Genomic DNA, 14,270 nt, shown 5'->3' with positions numbered 1-14,270 from the left:
CCCTGTCACTACCCAAAAGTAGACTCTATTAACTGGTATTCCCTTATTGAAAAGGACATTTAAAAAGAGTAAATTACTTTAAAAAATGTCAACCATGGATCAAAGAAAACAGTATTACAAAGAATTTAAAGAAGAGGCTGTAAGACTAGCTTCAGAGAGTAAAAATAAAGTTGGAGTAGCCAGGCATCTGGGTATCAATTTAAGTAGTTTTAGACCAAATCATCAAAAGTGATACTGCTGGCGCATTCGATATAGCTAATTTTTTAGTGCTGAATGTTTTGCAGAGTATATAAAGACTACTTGCCTTAGCGTTAAATGGTACTGTTCTTGAAAGAATCGTAAACGTTAAAGTTGTTTTTAATCAAAAAGGTTAAGAACCCAAGAAGTCAAAATGCAGTATACCTTTGTGTTTTCTGTTACCGATAATAGATGTCAAGTGACCTTACTAAAGAGCCCTGATGGTAAGATTATTTACATGTTTATTTACCATCCTATTTCCCTTTTTCACCTATGCACAGCAAAGGGGAAGCATAGAAGGAAATGTAAAAGATAGTGAACATCAATTTGTTGAGTTTGCTACTGTTTTCATTGCTGCAAGAAACGATTCTAGTAAAATACTAACAGGAACTACTACTGACAGTATGGGCCATTTTGTAATGGATCATATCCCCTTTGGGTCCTATATGCTTCATGTGCAGTTTCTGGGTTACAAAAAGCAAATGCAGGCCGTAGCATTAAATCAAGATAATAAGCAAATCGTATTGACAGACATTATACTAGAACCGGATGCTAAAGTCCTGGAAGGAGTTGAAGTACGCTCTCTCCGCAATATGATTCAGCGAACCGAAGAAGGCATTGTCATGGATGCCTCACAAAACCTTACCCAAATAGGCGGAACGGCTGCTGATCTACTCCGTAATATGCCAGGCGTTCTAGTTGGGGCAGAGGGTGGAGTTAGCCTGAGAGGCAGAAACCCACTAATATTGATTAATGGAAGGGTATCGGGAATAAGTGGTACTGACCGTTCTACTAACCTGCAGCAAATTCCTGCCAGTAGCATAGAGCGGATTGAAATTATAACCAATCCATCAGCAAAATATGATGCCGATGCTGAAGGAGGAATTATTAATATCGTACTCAAAAAAAGTTCGGATGGGGGAACCAACGGAGCTTTTGCTTTAGGGGCAGGATTTGGGGAGCGGTACCGCTTGAATGGCACTCTTATGCTGAATCATAAAACAAGTAAATGGAATGTAGGTATTGCCTATGACAATTGGTATACCACCAGGACCCGAAGGGTGCATGGAGACCGAACACAATTTACTCTACCTGATCAGTATTATCTCACCCAACGCAGATTTGATGAACGAACTGTTGGAAACCAAACGGCAAGAGTCAACATTGATTATACACCTAACACAAAGAATCAGTTAAGTTTTGAAGCCCTCTGGCTTTTCCAGAGCGAAGACAATAATGAAACATTGCTTAATACTACCCAAACTGCCGAGTTGGATTTTACTGGAAGAAACCAAAGATTTTCCAATGAAGTCAGGCATTTTCATACAGGTGAAGCGTTGCTTACCTATACAAAGAAGCTTAATCAACCCAAAAAGCAGTTGACCTTTAACTTGAGTTCTGCTTTGAATATTGATCGAGAAAATACCGATATATCTACGCAGGCATTATCCGCACAAAACATAGAGGTAGGTAATCCTTTTTTACAAAGGACTTACAATTATGAAAATTCTAGTTTAACCTCTTTTTCTGTGGATTATACCCATCCCCTACAAGGCAAAGGATTGATAGAAACAGGAGCTAAAACGATCTTGCGTTTTCTGGATAACGATTTTCTGCGTGAAAATCAGCTAAATGAAAGTTTTGCTATTGATGCTGCTAACACCGATCAACTTTCCTTTAAGGAGCAAATTCATGCCCTCTACACGCAATATACAGGCTGGATAGGAGAAGAATCTACTGCGAAATGGAAATACCAGGTTGGCCTTCGAGGAGAGCAAGTTTGGAACAATGGCGATTTAAGGTTAAATCCCATGCAATTCAGCAATCGTTATTTTAACCTTTTCCCCTCAGGTAGCATTATCTATACGCCCCAAAAAGCAACAATGGCTAAACTGGCGTACAGCAAACGGATCAACCGGCCAACTTTTGGCCAACTGATTCCATTCACGGATATTACAGATTCTTTAAATCAACGAAAGGGTAATCCGCAGTTAAAGCCCGAACTAGCACACGCACTTGAGCTGTCCTATAGCCGTTTTTTTGAAGGGGGAAGCTTTACTACTTCTGTATTTTTCAGAAGCACTAGCCGGGTGATTTTACCCTATACAATACTTTATAACACAGGGGTGGCTTTTACTCTGCCATTGAACTTTGGTAGAGGTACTACCTACGGAATGGAAGGTATTTTTGTCTACCAACCCTTTGCTTTTTGGAATATTAATCTAAATCTTTCTGCTTATAATTCCAGGATTGTAACGAGTGAAGCATCTCTAAACCTTGAGCGCAACCAGTTTACCTATTTTGCTAAGCTCATTAATAATTTCACTCCATGGGCAAGGGGACAGCTTCAGCTTATAGGCAATTATACCTCTCCCATTGCTATTCCTCAAGGAGAAAATGTGGAAGTGTATTTTGTAGACTTTGGGTTTCAACAAAGCGTAATGAAAGGACAAGGAAGAATAGGCTTAACGGTAACAGATGTATTCAATACCCAACGCTATGGCTTTAGAAATGCAGATACCAATTTTGTGTTCAGCAGAATATTTAAGTTAGATACCAGAGCCTTTATGCTTACCTTTGGTTATACTTTTAAATCAAGCTTCAAAGAGAAGCTTATGGAAAATAAATTCACAAACTAGGAATAGATGTATCTTCACGCTTTCTCTAGCAGTTTCGGAAAAGTTTCATGCACCAGGCCGCTATGGGATTCAGTATGATCCTGTTCTCCATTACGAGGAAAAATTGACCTGCTCAACTATCAGTGTAAATAAATGTAAGGAGAATTCCGGGTTTTTAAGCCTTATTCCACACTCCTTATTTATCACAAAAATGCCGTTATTGGCATTGCCATTCATCAAAAAGCCTGTTCCCGAAAAAGAGAGAACAGGCTTTTTTGTTTCCTGCCAAAAGGAAAAGTAAGAACAAAAGAAAGAACACGAAAAGGACTTGTATTCACTGAAAAAGGCCTTTTTTATATCCAGAGAACGTGTTCTCTTGCCTGTTCTCACTTTCCTAATGCGTAACCTGCACCTATGTTTGCTTATCAATTTTTCAAAAAACGAAAAACAAAATTTTACTCATTTAATCATTTAAACAAAATGGAAAAGAAAGAATACGCAATCATCGGGCTAGTTGTCCTTATTGCTTTAGTTATTTTCTCTCGGTTAGTAAACCCCATGTTAGACAAAGCTTTACCTCGCAGAGCATAATAAAAGCTCCTAAACATAGAAAGTAGCAAGTAAGCAAAAGTTTACCTACACCAGATTACCTATTAGAGTTTAAATACTCAACTTTTTTGGCCGAAAGGGAAACCGAATAGGCGTGAATTGAAAAATTCATTAAACCAGGAATGGGAAGTGGAGCAAAGATTTTTTACCGGTTAAATGCTACCGGTCTTTGCGCTGATAGGCATATAATGGTTAAGTGAGCTAGCAGGACGCTCAAACAATAGACAAGTCCTCAACAATCATTTTTTCAACTGTTTTTAAAATTTTAGACTACAATGTTCCTTAACAACAATCAAATGAACCGTTTCAAAAGCGAAGCTGAAGAAGCGTTCTTAAATTTCTCAGGTGAAGAAAGCTATGATGGTGATGATGAAGATTCATACGCAGGTGAGGATGATGAATCTTATGATGGTGACGATGATTTCTATACTGGTACTGCCGGTTTAGACAAAATTGATCCAAATGACCGTACATTGACTTTCCAAATCGAAAACAAAGGTGCTGAAACTCGTGTAGCTGAGCTGTTCGGAGCTTATAAAAACCTTTCTTCTTTAAACAATGGAAACCATGCTGATCTTACTGTAGGTCTTGCAGAATCTAGCTATGGTCAATTCCTGGCAGAAACAATGTCTAACCCTCACCTAGTAAAAGGTCTGCGTTATTTCGTGAAAAACGAAATCCAGTTATCTAACGCTATGGAAATGTTAGAAGAAACATCTGCCGGTACCACTATCAGCAAAAAATATCAGCCTGCTACCAAAATTGATCCACGTTCTTTCAAGAACAACATTTTGGTTGATACAGGATTCACCATGCCAATCACTGGTCGTCATACGTTGAAAGTTCCAGTAAACGCTGGCGAAAAAGTATCTATCATCCTGACTGTTTCTACTCGTGTTGACCAAGCTAAAACATTGGAAGGTAAAGCAGTATTAGCAGTTGCTAAGAAGAAAAAAGCTCGTAGAGTAAGATAATTTCTTCTACTAATACTTGATAAAAGCCAAAGCTTGATATAAGGCTTTGGCTTTTTTTCTTCAAACACTCTTATCCTTATGCAAAGAATAGCTCAAAAACCAACAACAAAAGTTAATTCCCTAGAGACAATGTGCCGCTATATCGCTGTACAATCTCCTAGGTCATTTATGCAGCTAATGTATCATAATGGGTTTTTGCCTTATGATGCCAAAAAGGAACCAGTGCAGACATACCTAGTAAAAAATGCCATATCACTGGTAAAAGAAGAAGGGGATGCAGGCATTGTTAAAATACTTTCTGTTCATCCGGATAAGGATTTGATACTTGAAGTATTCTCCAAATCAGTAGACCTAAGTAGGTCAAATGATACAGACCGTAAAAGGTCTGATATGCCGGTAGCTGTAACAGATCAAACTTCTGTGTTAGGCGCTGCAGCTGAATCCAACTTTACAGGCAGTGAAAAGTTTGCTCAACCGGCCACTGGTCAAAATGTAGCGCAAGCCTATCCTATGCCAATCGCTGAAGCGGCTGCTGGCCAGGGAGCTGCCTTAGCGCTGATAGTACTCATTCTTTTAATCATTATCGCAATATGGTAAGTGCAATATTAGGTGCGGCCAGTGGTGGCCTGAACGTTGCCGGTTCGCTGATCAAAGGTAAGCAGGATATGAAATTGCAGGATAACCAAAATGCGGCTAACCTGACAATGGCTGCATTACAACAAAAGCAACAAGCTCAGCAATTAGCCGCACAACAACAAGCGCAAGCTGCCAAACAAAAGCAGCAACAACTCTATTTCGGACTAGCTGCATTGCTAATAGCTTTTATTTTCCTTGGTTTTGTCCTTTACCTTAAAAAACGCAAGTAACATGACACCTACTTATTTACAAGGTTCTATGCTATCATTTGTTGGAGAAAGCTATCTAGGTGAAGAGAGCTTTTTAGGCATGGGTAAGAAAGCCAAAGCGAAAAGACAAGAAAAACAGGCTTTTAAAAAAGAGAAACGGGCAATTAAGTTAGAGAATAAGCGCTCCAAGGTAGAGTCCAAAAAAACGGATAATCAAGTAAAAGCTGCCCAGGCTTCCATGATTACCGCATTACAGGCAGAGCCAGCACCAGCTTCAGTAGTACCGGTAGTTTCTACCAAATCACATATGCCTACGATGATCATTGCTGCCATTGCCTTCCTGCTTATTGCTTTTGGTGTGTTTATGATCGTCAAAAAATAATTTTTCAACTTCTTAAATTTTTTTATTCATCATGTGTGGATGCAATTCAAATATAATGGTAAGCTATGTAGGGGACGAAGATTTTGCAGAATCTTTCCTTGGTAAAAACAAGGCTAAAAAAGCTGCCAGACAAGAGAAACGTGCAGCGAAAAAGACTGCAAGAATCGAAAAGCGTGTAGAAAAGAAAACTGCCCGTATCGAAAAGCGCTCTGAAAAGAAAGCAGGTAAGTTACTATCTAAAGCTGCTAAAGCTAAAAATCCAGGTCGTGCGGCTGTATTAACAGCTCGTGCTGACAGAAAGATAGTAAAAGCAGATAACCGGATTGCTAAAAAAGGGCAAGTAGGTGAAAACCGGACCATGAATGCTGAAGTCAGAAAGAATGTAAAAGTGGCTAAAATCAGCAATGGTGGTGGTTTATTTAACAGGCTGACTACAGGTATTGTAGGTGCTGTGCTGCCAGGAATGGTTGACAAAAAGCCATTAGAGACTTCTGCGCCAATAGCTCCAACAACAACTCCTAGTGCTCCTGCTTTAGAAGAGGTAAGAAACCCTGTGAACCAAGTAGCTAACCTGTCTACGCCATTAACTCCTACTACTTCTATTGTACCTACTGAGCCAGAAATGGGAGATATGGGTGCTGATTTCGATATGGAGAGCCTAGATCAGCCAACCTCCGGATGGGATGAAGAAGCACAAGCGGTATCTGATGCTGAAAATGCAGCCGCCAATGGTGGATATGAGGATGAAGGCTACGAAGAGGAAGGCTACGAAGAGGAAGGCTACGAAGAGGAAGGCTACGAAGAGGATATGTATGAGGAAGAACTAAGCTTTGTTGGTAAGACTGCCCAAGAAAAGAAAAAGAATCAGAAAGTTCTTTTGACAAGTCTAATAGCCCTTATCGTGCTATGCCTGCTTGTGTGGTTTATCACTAAATATCTAAAAAAGAAATAATCCAATGGAAATCCAGGGTGCAAAAGGTTTTGCGGCTGTCAAGTATGATGTGACCATGATGGGACAATACATACTTGAAAATCTGGCAGGAGTAGACAAAATGCAAAAAATGTCTAATGCAGAGAAAGCCGCTTTTGTTAAAGAAAACTATCCTAAAGTGATGGGTTTCTTTAAAGTACACGATTTGCAGCCTACACTGATGAATCTACGCATGAACCTTCCTTCTATACAATCTTTCGATTTATCAAAGGTTGCTCCAGTTGGTTCTGTAGTAGATCCAAAAGAAAAAGCAGTTTCATTTGCCGGACCAGAAGAAAAACCTGTGATCGAAAAAACTGAGCTGATGACTGTATGCTGCCTGCTGGCTTTCATGCTATTACTATTTTTTATTTTAGACTAATCCAACCATGATTAATACATTATCTCAACCAGGCGTTAAAACTTCAGGGGTAAGCCAACTACAGGCACCAGGGGTACAAGTAAGTGCGCCAGCTAAAAAGAAACCAAATTTACTTGGTGATTTAGTAAAAAAAGCTGGAGGTGCTGAAGGTATCCTACAAGGTGTATCGATAGGTTCTGCCAAAGCTGCCCAAATGCTTAGAAACAAAAAAAATGGGGGTGCTGCTCCGGTAGATACCATTGATTTTGAAGCCGGTTTACGTCAGGAAAAAGAAGTAGAGACTATCCTGGGTATGCCTGCGGTAGCAGCCTATACAGCCATTGGCGTAGTATTTCTGTTAGTGCTTTTCCTAGTTTTCAAAGCAGCAAGCAAAAAGTAAGTATATGCTTTTTCAAGGCTATTCTGAAGATATTGCACCCAAAAACAAAGTGATGTCGCTTATTTATCTGCTAGGCATGATTGCATTTTTTTACGCAGTATATAAGTTCTATCGCAATTATATTTCCTAGACAGACAAGCCAAACATAACAGACCATTACCGGTCAATTTTGTCTTGTCTGTCCTAGTTTTTTTAATGCCATAACAGGCCATTTTTTAAGCTATTTACTCTGCTCCATGCAATTTACTGCCAGACTGGATTCTGTTCCACAAACCTTATATGTGACTGTAGTTGGCAATGATGCCATTATTCGTATCACTGGCTATGATGCTTTCCATACCAAAACTAAATTCTTTGACCGTAGAGCCGGTACTGAGCAAAAGCCGATTGATGGAGTAAAAACCTTTGAGCTTCCTTTGCCGATAGCTCCGGATGTGCTCATGGTAGATATTGTCAATGAAAACGGCTTGGATGAAGATATACAGATAGTGGACCTAAAAGTAAAGGACCTACGGACCTATCCACTTTGGATACGGCCAAAGACCAAAGCTTTTATGGAATTTGCAATGGAGTTTTCAGCAAAAGCCAGTAAGATCAAACCAGGCCGCTATGTTTCCAATGACAAGCAATTTGCCATAGACTTCTCACGGCATATTGTCAACCGCAATACTGGAGAGAAAATGTTTACACCGGCCAGAGTATCCCGTACCACAGGCTTTATGGAAATTGCTAGGCATAAGTTCCTAGACTATACCGTACCCATGCGTATGCTGATTCTTTTACATGAAAGGATGCACCATGAACAAGATACTTCTGAGGAAATAGAAGCTGATCTGACTGCTTTACGGGTATATCTTTCCTATGGCTTTCCGGCTACTGAAGCCATTTACGCAACTGCCAATATCTTTTATGACCGGCAAGATATGATTGAGAGGGTAAAGCAGATTAAGAATTTCATTTTAGACTTTCAGAGCAAAAGAAAATAAGCGATGAATCATTTTATTACAACCCATACCGGTTTTCACCCTATCCAATTAGAGGATTTTGCTTTTATCCAGCAGGCCTACAAAGAGGGATTTAATGCCCTTGGCCGCATGATGCTGCCAGATGGGATAGAAGCTGCAATCCTTACCGGTTGCCAGCTAGAAATAGTAGGCAATGACTATAGCTTTACCGATGGATATGTGTTCTACCAGGGAGAAATCTTTGCTGTAGCCGGGGATGAAGGCTCTTTTGTTGATGGCCAGTGGCCTTGTTTGTCATTTGTGGTAGAGTATGCCCAATTTAATCCGGTTGAGTATTATGACAAAACCCTAAAGTACGTTCACCAGATTCGTACCATGAGTTTTGCCTTTGAAGATGATACCACAGGCAAAGTTGATTTTGTAGGCCTCAGGCGGGCATCTGATATTTTAGCTGAGCAATACGGCCTATCAGCTACTACCGGTGAAGAATTAGCGCAAACCACAGAAGATTTACGCATAGCTGAAGAACAAATTGCCATTACCCAGGAAGATCTGGAACTAGCCCAGGATGATATTGCAGACCTGCAAGACAGAGTGGCCGTGTTAGAAGAACAGGCCTCACCGGTTGGCTCTATTATAATGGTTGATGGAGATTCCATTGCCTATTTTGATGTAGTAACCGGCCTGGGGGATGATATTTATGTAAATTGGGCGCTATGTGATGGCCAGAACGGTACACCGGATTTGAGAGGTAAATTTATTGCCGGTTATGACCCTGACCAGGGACCAGGTGGCGACTACTTCATTGAGGCTGAAGGGGGAGAAGAGAGGGTGACTTTAGCAGAAGAAGAAGTACCTGCACACGTACACGAATATGAGAAAGTTACCGATGATGGCACAGGTACTAGCTTAAACAGTGGTGGAAATGATGCCTACCAAAAAGTAGCTACTACCACTACTGAATCCTCTGTAGCAGGTGGTGTGCTTGTAGATGAAGTAAACAATGTGTATGAGACTGAGGCGCATGAAAACAGGCCTCCATACTATGTATTAGCTTTTATTAAAAGAATCGCTTAATCCTTTCTTTCAATGGCTACCCTGCAACATATACAATTAGTACTCACTAATGAATCTGATATGCCAAAGACCTGGAATATCGGGGGAGGGGCTATGCAAGAAACTGTATTGACTAGCAGGCAGGGATATATTGGCGCTAGTGGAGAGGGAGCTGGCAAATTTAACTACATCGGTCTTGCCCAGGCCGGTGAGCTACCAATGGCCTATATTGGCCAGGTAGGAGAGGGAGCACCAACCCAATCTGATTTGATAACGGCTGCCCAAATAGAAAAGCTCAATGCTTCTATGTATGCTTCACCCTTCAAATGCAATAAGATTCGTTTATACACCAACAATGCTGACCAGTTAGTAGAAAAGTTCACCTACTACAAGCAAACAGCTACAGGTACCTACCAAACAGAGTTACTTGACTTTCTTTCCAAGTATGTAGAGACTTCTATCCGCATTATTGTGGAGCTGGATAAAGATGATATTGGCACAATCATACTAGACATCAATAAAAAGTTTGAGGTAGTGGTATTGCCACGTACCATATTGCTTTTAGACCTATTCTACGAATCAGAAGAGGATGGATTAGGATTTGAAGAACCAAGCCAGGACTTCCTAGATCCGGACGATGATGAAGAGGAAAAGGATAAGGATTCAGATAAGCCGGAAGAAAAGAAAGAAATCAACTTACAGGAAGTAGAGCTATTTGTGAAGACCTACTTTAAATATGTTCGTGCTTACCAAGACAAAGCCAGGGTACCGGTGCTGTTTTCCCTAGCTGAAGCGGCTATGCTGACTGATTACTCTGTGAACCGGCCTGGTGAAAACCTGTATGATAAAGTAGTCACTAGCAAATGGCAAGGTGAGACAGTTTGGGTGGAAAAGCAGGTAAAAGGGGTAAAAGAAACCATAGAAGAGAAGATTATTAAGGAAATTTCTAACGAACTGTTCTTGGTAAAAAAGCAGTTACGTGCCTATCAATCGCCTACTTATTCGATTGCTGACCAGTACGCAAGGCTGCATAAGGATGAAAGATTTACACAGGTTTTCAATTTTTCTTCCTTGCCTTATTCTTTTGCCGGAGCACTCGCTGAATCGGGTTATTCAAAGAGTGAACAGTTTTTGGAGAACATTGAGCATACGATGCAAATACTAGAGCCTTATGTTTTGCAGCAAGAACGTTCTCTGGATGAACAAAAAAAGGCCTCAGAACGCTATAAAGTTGTTCTCTTGGCCTCTGCAGCTGTTCTCTTTTTTGTTCTCTTTTCTCTTATCGTAAAACCTGCCTGGGTAGCAAAACTCCTATAATTTTACTTTTACCCGGAGGGGATTTTTTGTCTGAAGGAGTGCTGCCAAAAGGCCTCTGTATAGGATGCAAGATTTTTTCAACTTTTTCAACTAACGGGTATCTCTCTAAGGTACCCTATTTTTTTATGGTTAAAGTAGACACTGTTAGTAGTATTCCCAGGAAAGATGCCATTGATTCCGAATGGATTGTATGGCATAAGGCCATGAAAGACGAGTTTGGCAAAAAACAAGCGAATCTGTATTTCCTCAAAGCCTGGAAACAACGCAATACAGATGGCTTTATTCTGGATGGAAAAGCCAATACAGTTGTCCTACGGGAATATTTGCAAAAGGAAGGCATACAGGTAGAAAAAGGTGCCATGAGCTATGTAGCTGATGGCCTGGATGATACCTTGGATGGATTTTTCTCTATGTTCGGAACAGCTTCTAAAATGGCTTTGGTAGCCCTTCTTATCGTGTTCTTGCTGGCTGTATGGGTAATTATCCGCATAGTGAGAAACCCAAATGAATATCAACAACTGATCGCTACGCTTGCTTCTAGGGGGATGATCAGATGAAAAAGCAAAAACTGATTTTAGGTTTAGCAGTCCTGCTAGTTATCGTAGTAATCGTGGCTTTCATTATGGGTAAAGCCAAGGCTGCACAGAAACGCAAAAAATTATTGCAGATAGATGTCATTTTAGAAAATGGGATTGGCGCTAATGGAGTAGATGTGGATTCAGTATTACTGAATGTAAAGACTGACACAAAGTACGATGCCAAAGCTGATGCCCAGGCGCTGATCAAAGCACAAGGCTTTTTTACAGATGATGAAACAAAGGTGTTTTCTATCCTATCAGGCAAAACCAAGGCTCAGCTCTCTACCCTCAATCAGACCATGATGCAATTGCATGGCAAATCCCTGAAGCTGTACATAGAAGAGATATTCAAATCATATAAGGATATGGGCTTATCTGGTTCCTATCCAAATTATGAGAGAGCCCTGACTATTATTAAAAGTGCCAAATAAGCAATACACTAGATGATCAAGTTCAAATCTATACTGGTAACACTCAAAAAGAAAGGTTTTAAGGTCCTTGAAAGACCTTATGAGCTGAATATTGTCGGTGTGAGAGCTGCAACGATCTTATCTAACGCTTTTGATGATACCATGTGGGTATTCTACAGAGAGCAAAATGGAAAATGGCGCTATAAGCAGTACCGCATTACCACTGACCCAGGCAAGTATTATTTGGAAAAAGGCTTTAATGGAAATGCTACCTCCATACTTGCCCAAGGTCAATATGTAGATGCCTATTCGATTGGTCTGCACCAAGGCAAATATGAAGCCTTGGTGCAGACCGGCAAAGTGACTGCTTTGCTGGATGATGATAAGAATAATGTACTGAATTTTAATTCGGCCAAGACAAAAACCGGCCTGTTTGGGATCAACATACATCGTGCAGCTGCTAGTGGCACGACAGAAGAAATTAATAATTATTCTGCTGCCTGCCAGGTGTTTGCCAATGCCCAACAGTTCAAAGAATTTTTAGAGCTATGCAGGAAGCACAAAGACAAGTATGGCAACAAGTTTACTTACACACTCATTGACGAGAAAACAACTGCTAGACAACAAACGAAGCGAATTGTAGCAAGTGTGTTTCTGCTCGCATTGGTCCTCATAGTGCTTGTTGTGCTCTATCGGAAAGGAGTGCTTTCTGCATGGCTAACTAAATTAAAGAGTTTACAACCCAAGATTCAAATTAACTAGCTATGGTAATCAACCGCAATGTGATCATCCTCTTTGCCATTCTTGCTATCGGTGCAGGCTATTACCTGCTGTTTGTACGCATGAATGTACGCAATGCTCTAGCAGTGATCGGTGAGGCAAAGACAAAAGGATTCGATAATAAATTCATTATTGCCTGGGCAACAGCTATGAAAAAGCAAACGACAACTTTTGCTCACGAAGGCAAAAACTATGATACGGTAACCGGCAAATCCAAATAAGTAATACTCATACAATGGCAATGACACAAAAACAATTGCTCTTTATCATGGCAGGTTTAGCAATCCTAGCGGCTGGCTGGATATATTACAAGAAAAGAAAAGCAGCTGCACAGCCAATGGCAAAGGACCTAACTAGGTCCAATGACTTAGGACCGGCCATAGAGCCAGTACCAATGGACCAAATTAGGTCCAATGAGCCTGCACCGGCCAATGATAAATTTCCATTAAAACAAGGAAGTACCGGCAAACGGGTAGAGCAATTACAACAGTTCTTGCAATCTCGCAAAGGCGCTAAGTTTCCAAAGTTCGGCATAGATGGAGTGTTTGGGCAAGAAACCTTAGAAAATGTACAAAAGCTCCTAGGCATAAGTGAAGTAACAGAGCCGATATTCAAAACAAATCGCATTTCTGACTTCAAAACCTATGTATATAAAAGCTAAGCCACTAAAATCTACCCTAAATCAATTAGTAAATAAGTGTTAATCCATAATACCATGTTAAAAAACAAGAAAGTTCTTTATGCCCTTATTGCCGTTGTGATCATCGCTGCAGTTGCAGGTTTTATCGTGTGGAAAAAGAAGCTAGCTGCGAAAGCTGCTGGCACTTCTCCACTTGCGGCTAAGCAAGATAAAGTGGTAAGCATTAAAAAGGCTTAATACTTTAGACCTGAACGGGTCATTAGGATACAGCCATACCAGGTATGTGCCAATATCCTGCCTGGTAGGTGAAAGGTTTAGCCATTGTCCTTTCCCTACCAGTTTTTTTAAGTGGCTGCTTTTTCTATTCCCACAATTGGTATGGGCATTTTTTCAACTATCAAAGCTATGTTTTCTAATAAGGTAGAGGTACGTGTACCGATGTCTCGCAACTTAAAAGAATATTATAAGCCTACCGATTGGCCGACAATCAATACGGCAATGGCAAAAACCTACAGAGAGTTTGGCAGTCAAATTAATCAAGCAGCCAAACTTGCCAATGTACCGGTAGCTATACTGAACAGTTTTATCTATATCGAATCTGCCGGGAATCCAAAAGCCGTATCGAAAGCTGGCGCTGTAGGCCTTATGCAGCTCACCCCAGATACAGCTACCAATATTATCCATGTTGAGGCAAAAGCTGGCCGCTTATCCAAGGAAGAACAAGCTATCCTGAGAAAAGTATTAGGCAAACGGCTTGACTGTATTTTGTCTTTCAAATACATGAACCAACCGCTTGCCTGCAATAACAATACTGGCAAGGTAGTGACCCAACAAGATTTACTCAATACCGAGTTTAACCTTATGACCGGGGCTATTCTGTTATCTGCCTTGATTGATCAGCATACCGAGGGCAAGTTAGTACGGCTAGATAAGGTAGTGGTTCGCTACAATGCCGGTTATAACTACAAGCCACAAGGCGCTACAGTGGAGGAAACCATTGCTTTTGCTCAAAAAAAGGGAGGCGCTGAAACTTCCAACTACATTTTAAAACTGAATGATCTGCTAGGTAAGACTGCTTAACAGACCTTTAGGGAGCCTATTCTACAAATAGTAGAAGCTCCAAAATAT

General features: G+C 40.6%; 18 protein-coding genes and 1 pseudogene. All 19 read left to right on the top strand.

The annotated features are described in order from the left end of the window. Positions 1–94 precede the first annotated feature (94 nt). Positions 95–214 (top strand): annotated as a pseudogene (locus tag Q0590_RS25195) (transposase); the annotation flags it as partial. A 244-nt stretch (positions 215–458) separates the two neighbouring features. After that, the gene (locus Q0590_RS25190; RefSeq protein ID WP_302040399.1) at positions 459–2,876 is read left to right on the top strand and encodes a TonB-dependent receptor; all 2,418 of its coding nucleotides are present in this window, start codon (positions 459–461) and stop codon (positions 2,874–2,876) included. A gap of 884 nt (positions 2,877–3,760) precedes the next feature. After that, complete coding sequence (locus Q0590_RS25185; protein ID WP_302040398.1) at positions 3,761–4,438, top strand: hypothetical protein; 678 nt, start codon at positions 3,761–3,763, stop codon at positions 4,436–4,438. 129 nt (positions 4,439–4,567) lie between these two features. Then, entirely contained in the window at positions 4,568–5,035 is a 468-nt protein-coding gene (locus tag Q0590_RS25180; protein WP_302040397.1) for a hypothetical protein, read from the top strand. After that, entirely contained in the window at positions 5,029–5,304 is a 276-nt protein-coding gene (locus Q0590_RS25175; protein ID WP_302040396.1) for a hypothetical protein, read from the top strand. Before Q0590_RS25180 ends, Q0590_RS25175 begins: the two co-directional genes overlap by 7 nt. 1 nt (position 5,305) lies before the next feature. Then, positions 5,306–5,665 (top strand): hypothetical protein, encoded by a 360-nt coding sequence (locus Q0590_RS25170; RefSeq protein WP_302040395.1) that lies wholly within the window; start codon positions 5,306–5,308, stop codon positions 5,663–5,665. 55 nt (positions 5,666–5,720) lie between these two features. Beyond that, positions 5,721–6,617 carry a hypothetical protein gene (locus tag Q0590_RS25165; protein ID WP_302040394.1) on the top strand — a complete coding sequence of 299 codons (897 nt, stop codon included), beginning with the start codon at positions 5,721–5,723 and terminating at the stop codon, positions 6,615–6,617. A 4-nt stretch (positions 6,618–6,621) separates the two neighbouring features. Beyond that, on the top strand, positions 6,622–7,017 hold the full coding sequence (locus Q0590_RS25160; protein WP_302040393.1) for a hypothetical protein: 396 nt from the start codon (positions 6,622–6,624) through the stop codon (positions 7,015–7,017). 7 nt (positions 7,018–7,024) lie between these two features. Continuing rightward, on the top strand, positions 7,025–7,396 hold the full coding sequence (locus Q0590_RS25155; RefSeq protein ID WP_302040392.1) for a hypothetical protein: 372 nt from the start codon (positions 7,025–7,027) through the stop codon (positions 7,394–7,396). Positions 7,397–7,632: 236 nt separating this feature from the next. After that, positions 7,633–8,382, top strand: coding sequence for a hypothetical protein (locus Q0590_RS25150; RefSeq protein ID WP_302040391.1), 750 nt, complete (start codon positions 7,633–7,635; stop codon positions 8,380–8,382). Between the two features lie 3 nt (positions 8,383–8,385). After that, complete coding sequence (locus tag Q0590_RS25145; RefSeq protein WP_302040390.1) at positions 8,386–9,438, top strand: hypothetical protein; 1,053 nt, start codon at positions 8,386–8,388, stop codon at positions 9,436–9,438. A gap of 12 nt (positions 9,439–9,450) precedes the next feature. Next, a complete protein-coding gene (locus Q0590_RS25140; RefSeq protein WP_302040389.1) occupies positions 9,451–10,734 on the top strand; it encodes a hypothetical protein in 1,284 nt (427 codons plus the stop codon). A gap of 125 nt (positions 10,735–10,859) precedes the next feature. Continuing rightward, positions 10,860–11,291 carry a hypothetical protein gene (locus Q0590_RS25135; protein WP_302040388.1) on the top strand — a complete coding sequence of 144 codons (432 nt, stop codon included), beginning with the start codon at positions 10,860–10,862 and terminating at the stop codon, positions 11,289–11,291. Next, positions 11,288–11,743 (top strand): hypothetical protein, encoded by a 456-nt coding sequence (locus Q0590_RS25130; protein ID WP_302040387.1) that lies wholly within the window; start codon positions 11,288–11,290, stop codon positions 11,741–11,743. Before Q0590_RS25135 ends, Q0590_RS25130 begins: the two co-directional genes overlap by 4 nt. A 12-nt stretch (positions 11,744–11,755) precedes the next feature. Then, on the top strand, positions 11,756–12,484 hold the full coding sequence (locus Q0590_RS25125; RefSeq protein ID WP_302040386.1) for a hypothetical protein: 729 nt from the start codon (positions 11,756–11,758) through the stop codon (positions 12,482–12,484). A gap of 2 nt (positions 12,485–12,486) precedes the next feature. After that, positions 12,487–12,723, top strand: a complete 237-nt coding sequence (locus Q0590_RS25120; protein ID WP_302040385.1) for a hypothetical protein — start codon at positions 12,487–12,489, stop codon at positions 12,721–12,723. A 47-nt stretch (positions 12,724–12,770) separates the two neighbouring features. After that, complete coding sequence (locus tag Q0590_RS25115) at positions 12,771–13,163, top strand: peptidoglycan-binding domain-containing protein (protein ID WP_302040384.1); 393 nt, start codon at positions 12,771–12,773, stop codon at positions 13,161–13,163. Between the two features lie 54 nt (positions 13,164–13,217). Then, on the top strand, positions 13,218–13,379 hold the full coding sequence (locus tag Q0590_RS25110; protein WP_302040383.1) for a hypothetical protein: 162 nt from the start codon (positions 13,218–13,220) through the stop codon (positions 13,377–13,379). A gap of 168 nt (positions 13,380–13,547) precedes the next feature. Further along, positions 13,548–14,222 (top strand): transglycosylase SLT domain-containing protein, encoded by a 675-nt coding sequence (locus Q0590_RS25105; RefSeq protein WP_302040382.1) that lies wholly within the window; start codon positions 13,548–13,550, stop codon positions 14,220–14,222. The last annotated feature ends 48 nt before the right edge of the window (positions 14,223–14,270 follow it).

Source organism: Rhodocytophaga aerolata (assembly GCF_030503435.1).
Taxonomy (GTDB): domain Bacteria; phylum Bacteroidota; class Bacteroidia; order Cytophagales; family 172606-1; genus Rhodocytophaga; species Rhodocytophaga aerolata.
Note: the sequence above shows the minus strand (reverse complement) of the source record. Positions and strands in the feature narration are given on the sequence as shown.

What these genes read in the sequence shown, in the direction of transcription:
- Q0590_RS25145 (WP_302040390.1), top strand. Translation starts at nt 8,386, where the DNA reads ATGAATCATTTTATTACAACCCATACCGGTTTTCACCCTATCCAATTA.
- Q0590_RS25165 (WP_302040394.1), top strand. Translation starts at nt 5,721, where the DNA reads ATGGTAAGCTATGTAGGGGACGAAGATTTTGCAGAATCTTTCCTTGGT.
- Q0590_RS25115 (WP_302040384.1), top strand. Translation starts at nt 12,771, where the DNA reads ATGGCAGGTTTAGCAATCCTAGCGGCTGGCTGGATATATTACAAGAAA.
- Q0590_RS25160 (WP_302040393.1), top strand. Translation starts at nt 6,622, where the DNA reads ATGGAAATCCAGGGTGCAAAAGGTTTTGCGGCTGTCAAGTATGATGTG.
- Q0590_RS25110 (WP_302040383.1), top strand. Translation starts at nt 13,218, where the DNA reads ATGTTAAAAAACAAGAAAGTTCTTTATGCCCTTATTGCCGTTGTGATC.
- Q0590_RS25190 (WP_302040399.1), top strand. Translation starts at nt 459, where the DNA reads ATGGTAAGATTATTTACATGTTTATTTACCATCCTATTTCCCTTTTTC.
- Q0590_RS25185 (WP_302040398.1), top strand. Translation starts at nt 3,761, where the DNA reads ATGAACCGTTTCAAAAGCGAAGCTGAAGAAGCGTTCTTAAATTTCTCA.
- Q0590_RS25175 (WP_302040396.1), top strand. Translation starts at nt 5,029, where the DNA reads ATGGTAAGTGCAATATTAGGTGCGGCCAGTGGTGGCCTGAACGTTGCC.
- Q0590_RS25120 (WP_302040385.1), top strand. Translation starts at nt 12,487, where the DNA reads ATGGTAATCAACCGCAATGTGATCATCCTCTTTGCCATTCTTGCTATC.
- Q0590_RS25170 (WP_302040395.1), top strand. Translation starts at nt 5,306, where the DNA reads ATGACACCTACTTATTTACAAGGTTCTATGCTATCATTTGTTGGAGAA.
- Q0590_RS25150 (WP_302040391.1), top strand. Translation starts at nt 7,633, where the DNA reads ATGCAATTTACTGCCAGACTGGATTCTGTTCCACAAACCTTATATGTG.
- Q0590_RS25125 (WP_302040386.1), top strand. Translation starts at nt 11,756, where the DNA reads ATGATCAAGTTCAAATCTATACTGGTAACACTCAAAAAGAAAGGTTTT.
- Q0590_RS25180 (WP_302040397.1), top strand. Translation starts at nt 4,568, where the DNA reads ATGTGCCGCTATATCGCTGTACAATCTCCTAGGTCATTTATGCAGCTA.
- Q0590_RS25140 (WP_302040389.1), top strand. Translation starts at nt 9,451, where the DNA reads ATGGCTACCCTGCAACATATACAATTAGTACTCACTAATGAATCTGAT.
- Q0590_RS25130 (WP_302040387.1), top strand. Translation starts at nt 11,288, where the DNA reads ATGAAAAAGCAAAAACTGATTTTAGGTTTAGCAGTCCTGCTAGTTATC.
- Q0590_RS25105 (WP_302040382.1), top strand. Translation starts at nt 13,548, where the DNA reads ATGTTTTCTAATAAGGTAGAGGTACGTGTACCGATGTCTCGCAACTTA.
- Q0590_RS25155 (WP_302040392.1), top strand. Translation starts at nt 7,025, where the DNA reads ATGATTAATACATTATCTCAACCAGGCGTTAAAACTTCAGGGGTAAGC.
- Q0590_RS25135 (WP_302040388.1), top strand. Translation starts at nt 10,860, where the DNA reads ATGGTTAAAGTAGACACTGTTAGTAGTATTCCCAGGAAAGATGCCATT.